The 4728-nt window shown below is 66.4% G+C and carries 5 protein-coding genes; 1 reads left to right on the forward strand and 4 read right to left on the reverse strand.

What is annotated here, in order from left to right:
* Positions 1 to 123 precede the first annotated feature (123 nt).
* From modA to ABLA28_RS10490, 3 genes are all read right to left on the reverse strand, one after another.
* Positions 124 to 864 (reverse strand): molybdate ABC transporter substrate-binding protein, encoded by a 741-nt coding sequence (modA, locus tag ABLA28_RS10480; RefSeq protein WP_347713616.1) that lies wholly within the window; start codon positions 862 to 864, stop codon positions 124 to 126.
* A gap of 18 nt (positions 865 to 882) precedes the next feature.
* Entirely contained in the window at positions 883 to 1596 is a 714-nt protein-coding gene (locus tag ABLA28_RS10485; protein ID WP_347713619.1) for an ATP-binding cassette domain-containing protein, read from the reverse strand.
* A 226-nt stretch (positions 1597 to 1822) separates the two neighbouring features.
* Positions 1823 to 2554, reverse strand: a complete 732-nt coding sequence (locus ABLA28_RS10490) for an NAD-dependent deacylase (RefSeq protein WP_347713617.1) — start codon at positions 2552 to 2554, stop codon at positions 1823 to 1825.
* Between the two features lie 234 nt (positions 2555 to 2788).
* On the opposite strand from ABLA28_RS10490, the gene ABLA28_RS10495 reads away from it, so the two are divergent.
* The gene (locus ABLA28_RS10495; protein ID WP_299301622.1) at positions 2789 to 3412 is read left to right on the forward strand and encodes a methyltransferase type 11; all 624 of its coding nucleotides are present in this window, start codon (positions 2789 to 2791) and stop codon (positions 3410 to 3412) included.
* 61 nt (positions 3413 to 3473) lie between these two features.
* On the opposite strand, the gene ABLA28_RS10500 is transcribed toward ABLA28_RS10495, so the two are convergent.
* Positions 3474 to 4728: 5'-nucleotidase C-terminal domain-containing protein (locus tag ABLA28_RS10500; RefSeq protein WP_347713618.1), on the reverse strand; the 1255-nt coding region annotated here is incomplete at its 5' end.

Here is a 4728-nt window from a genome sequence, read left to right on the forward strand (position 1 = left end):
ATGGGAAAGCTCAGGGCAGCCTCGTCCGGCACGGCGCTCCCCTCCCCTCCAGGAGATAGGGGCCGGCCGCTCCGCCGGGCCCCGCCCCCCCGGACGGGGCGCGGAAAAAGCCGCGAAGCGGGCTCACCAGATGCCGTGACGTTTCAGGATCTCCTTGCCCTTCTCGCCCTTCAGGAACTCCAGGAAGCTCAGGACCCCGGCGTCCGTCTCCCGCCCCTGGACCACCGCGGCGACCATCCTCAGGGGCGGGTATCCCTCGGCGATCTCCAGCCATCCGCCCAGCTTCTGCCCGCCGTTCAGCACCATGACGCGGTTGACGAACCCCGCGTCCATCTCGCCGGAAGCGAGGTAGGAGAAGACCTGGGGAACGGTGGAAACGACCGCGAGCCTCTCCCCGAGCTTTTCGCCGATGCCGGAGCTCTTCAGGAACGCGGACGCGGCCCGGCCGTAGATGGCCGCCTTGGGATCGGGCATGGCGACCCGGGCGAACTCCTGCTTCTCCAGGTCCTTCGGGGACTCGAGGCTCAGGCCCTTCCGCCACGCCAGGACCAGCACCGTATCGCCCAGCGGTTCGATGCAGCCGAACTCCAGCCCCTGCGAGGCCGCTTCCAAAGCCCCCCTGTCCGAGATCACCACGTCGGCCCCGCTGCCCTGCTTGATCTGGACCAGCACCTGGCCGATGGGACCGCCGTACATCTCCTCGAGGGCCCCGCCCGACTCGCGATAGGCCTTGCCCAGCTCCTCGACCATCTGCTTGTAGCCCGCCCCGGTGGTCACCGCGACGCCGCAGAACGCGGCGGTGGCAAGCACAAAGACGCACAGCAGCGCCAACGGAAAAACACGCCTCATCCATTTCCTGCCCATCTCTTCATCATCCTTTCCTTATGGGACCCTGCGGCATCCGCAGGGCTTTTCCCCGGGCCCGGGGCCGCGGAGGCCGGACCGCGGGGGGCACAGCCGGGTCTCCTCTCCCCTCTCCACGACGAGAACCCGGTCGGCAAGACGCCGGATCTCCTCCTCGGCATGGGAGACGTAGAGCACGGGGACGCCGAGGGCCTGCGGGATCGTCGCGATATATCCCATCAGCTCGTCCCTGAGCCGAGCGTCCAGGGAGGCCAGGGGCTCGTCCATCAGCAGAAACGACGTGCAGGCCAGCAGGGCCCTGCCGATGGCCACGCGCTGGCTCTCGCCCCCCGAGAGCGAGCCGACGCCGCGCCCAAGCATGGGCTCCAGGTCCATCAGCGCGACCACGCGATCGAAAAAGGACCGGCTGTACGGCCGACCGCAGAAACGCGGGGCGAAGAGCAGGTTGTTCCGCACCGAGAGGTGGGGGAAGAGACGATGCTCCTGAAACACGTACCCCACGCCGCGCCTCCGTGCCGGCAGAAAGACCCTCTCCGCCGCGTCGAAGAACACCGTGCCGTTGTGGACGATGCGCCCCTCGTCGGGGACGACGAGCCCGGCGACCATGTTGAGCAGGGTCGTCTTGCCGGCCCCGGACGGGCCGTAGAGAGCGGTGATCCCGACCCCATCCAGGACGAAGTCCGCACCCGTCGAGAAATCCCCCAGGCGTTTTCTGACCCGAACCTCCAGCACTCCTCCCAACAACACTCCTCCCAACAGCACTCCTGCCGACTTTCGCACGAGACGCCATGAACCGGAACGACGCCCCGGCCTGACGGACATCGAGTTATTTCAGGGAACAACTCGACGGGCCAAGGTCAGAATAAGGCATAGAGGGAAAAGTGTCAAACGGCAGGGCGAGCGCCGCGGCGCGCCGCCCCGTGAGGGCGGCAGACTCCGCGGCATCTCGACTCACCCTCTACCGCTGCCGGGGGTCCGGCGCGGGGAAGAGGTCCAGCAGCTTCTCCCTCAGCAACTCCATGCCATGGCCCGCGCCGGCGCGGATCACGGTGAAATGGGATTTGCTCGGAAGCGCGACCTCGTTGGGGTCGATCAGGAACGCGGGCGTTCCCGGGCGCAGGTCATGGATCAGGCCGGCGGCCGGGTACACGTTCAGGGACGTGCCCACCACGGCGAAGATGTCCGCCCCCGCCACCCACCGGGACGCCTCCGCGATCATCGGGACCGCCTCCCCGAACCAGACGATATGGGGGCGCAGCGGGGAGCCGTCCGTATCCGTCTCTCCGAACTCCATCCGGCTGTAGCCGATGTCGCGGACCCGGGTCTCGTCCCGGACGCTGCGCACCTTGGTCAGCTCCCCGTGCAGGTGCAGCACCTTCGTGCTCCCGGCGCGCTCGTGCAGGTTGTCCACGTTCTGGGTGACGATCCCCACGTCGAAGAACCCCTCGAGCTCCGCCAGGATGCGGTGCCCGAGGTTCGGCTCCACGTGGGCCAGCTGTTCCCGGCGCTGATTGTAGAACTCGGTCATCAGCTTGGGGTTGCGGTGCCACCCCTCGATGCTGGCGACCTCCATGACGTCGTACTCCTCCCAAAGCCCCCCGGCGTCGCGGAAGGTCTTGAGCCCGCTCTCGGCGCTCATCCCCGCACCGGTCAGCACGACCAGGCGTTTTCCTCGTTCGTCCCCGTTCATCCTCGCGGTCCCTCCTTCTCGATGATCCTCGATGATCCGTCCTCGATAAAACCCCGCTCCCCCCGCCGCATCCCCTACGCTGTACCCATACACTGTACCCATACGTTATACCCATACGCTATAATTGAAAATTATCGCACACCAGGGACACCGGGGAAAGGAACGTACCCGGACGGGGGCTTTTTCGAATGCGGCTACCGGAGCCGGGACACGGAATCGGAGCGAAAGGATCGGATGGCATTGAGCAAAGATTACGGTCAACTGCAGCGCCAGGGAAGACAGCTGAAATCACGGATTGCGGAGGGCATGGTCTTCCTGCGGCGCTTCGTCGGCGCTCCCCGCCAAGTGGGGAGCGTCATACCCAGCTCGCCCTACCTCACCCGCGCGGTCCTGGACAAGATCGACTGGAGCCAGGTCCGAAACGTCGCCGAGCTCGGGGCCGGGACGGGGGTCTTCACCCGGAGCATCGTCCGCCGGGCGCGGCCGGACGCCCGGCTTCTCGTGTTCGAGATCGACCCCGACCTCCAGCGGATGATCGGCCTCTCGCACCCCGGCCTGAAGCTCTACGGGGACGCCCAGGAACTGCCCGCCATCCTGGAGGACCTGGGAATCGACAAGCTGGACTGCATCGTCTCGAGCCTGCCCTTCACCGTCCTTCCCCCGGCGATGACCGCCCGCATCCTGGACGCCGTCCAGGATACCCTGGTCCCCGGCGGCAAGTTCGTGGCCTATCAGTACTCCAAGATCATGAAGCGCCACTTCGAATCGCGCTTCTCGGAGATCCGGACCTCCTTCGTCCCCATCAACATCCCTCCGGCGTTCGTCTACGAGTGCCGGGGAGACCTCCGAAAAAAATGAGAGGGGGGCGCCCCCCTCTCATTTTTTCCTCTCCCGTTCTTGCCCCGTTCTGCGGCACCCGTCATTTCTCGATGACGATGCGGCCGTCCGTCTTCATGTCCACCCTTCCCTCGGGGAAGGAACGCAGGTAGTCCACCAGGACGTCCAGCTCCCGGACCTCCGTCGATTCCCTCCGGGCCCCCTCGAACACGAAGTAGCGGTCGCCCCCGCCGGCAATCCAGCTGTTGACCGCCACGGTGTATTTTGCCCTATCGTCGACCTCCCGCCACTCCCCGTCCTTCTGCACGAGGATCCGCTTCAGGCGGTTCCCCCAGGACAGAAGCCGGCCCCCGGAGTCGAAGGACGCCGCCTTCTCCCTGAGGTCGTAGACGACCTTCAGCCCGGATATCTGAAGGAACCCTCCGTCCGGGACGCGAAACGCGGGGTCGAAGTGCTCGCCCTCGACGATGAGGGCGGAGGCGGAGAGCTCCATGATCTGCCTAAGCTGCATCCCCGTCACCGTGACGACCTCGATGCCGTTGCCGAACGGCAGGATCTCCGTCAGGTTCTTCTCCGAGACCTCCCCGGCGGGGAAGATCCGGTCCCCCCTCAGGGACCCGCCGTTGACGAGCCCCACGTCCGTCTTGAACCTCCACCGCAGCCCATCCGCCATGAAGTCCCCCAGAGGCATCTCCCGAACCCGCAGGGTCCTCTTCTGCGCGTCGACGGGGCTCTCGAAGAAGCCGACCGCCCGCTCCAGGCTGCCGTTGAGCTTGCTCTCGTACTCCGCAGCGATCCTCATGACCTCCGGGTTCGGGGGGATCTTCGGGGTGACGTTCAAAAGGCGCCAGGACGTCCGGTCCCACAGCAGCCTGCCCTTTTCGGTCGTCAGGACGAGTTTGCCCAGGAACTTTCCCCTGGATCCGCCCCAGGCCAGGGCGGTCGTCCAATCGCCGGGACCCTGAACGAGCTGCAGCTGCACCTCCTCCTTCTCGGACACCCCGCGGCCGACGATCGCGTGGATTCCCGGGACCGACTCCGCCAGGTGACGGTTCTCGCCCTCGCTGAGGTTGCTGAGCATCACGATGACGTCCGCACCCTGGGCCCGCAGGTCGGCGACCATCTCCCGGGCTATGCCCTCCGTATCGGTCAGGACGGTCAGCTCGTCCGCCTTCCTCGTCACGGAGAAGAGCCAGGTCGAGAGCATCGCGAAGAAGCCGACCTTCAGGTCCCCCGCCGGGACGACGACGTTCCGCGCGAATTTGCGCGCCGCCTCGGGATCGGATATCGACACGTTCGAGAGGACCATGGGGAAGACCACATGATCCAGGGCCTGC

Origin of the sequence: uncultured Fretibacterium sp. (assembly GCF_963544685.1) — a bacterium.
Classification (GTDB): domain Bacteria; phylum Synergistota; class Synergistia; order Synergistales; family Aminobacteriaceae; genus CAJPSE01.

Bases quoted from the DNA above. Each gene is read 5' to 3' on its own strand.
- modA (WP_347713616.1), bottom strand. From the start codon at position 864: ATGGGCAGGAAATGGATGAGGCGTGTTTTTCCGTTGGCGCTGCTGTGC.
- ABLA28_RS10490 (WP_347713617.1), bottom strand. From the start codon at position 2,554: ATGAACGGGGACGAACGAGGAAAACGCCTGGTCGTGCTGACCGGTGCG.
- ABLA28_RS10495 (WP_299301622.1), top strand. From the start codon at position 2,789: ATGGCATTGAGCAAAGATTACGGTCAACTGCAGCGCCAGGGAAGACAG.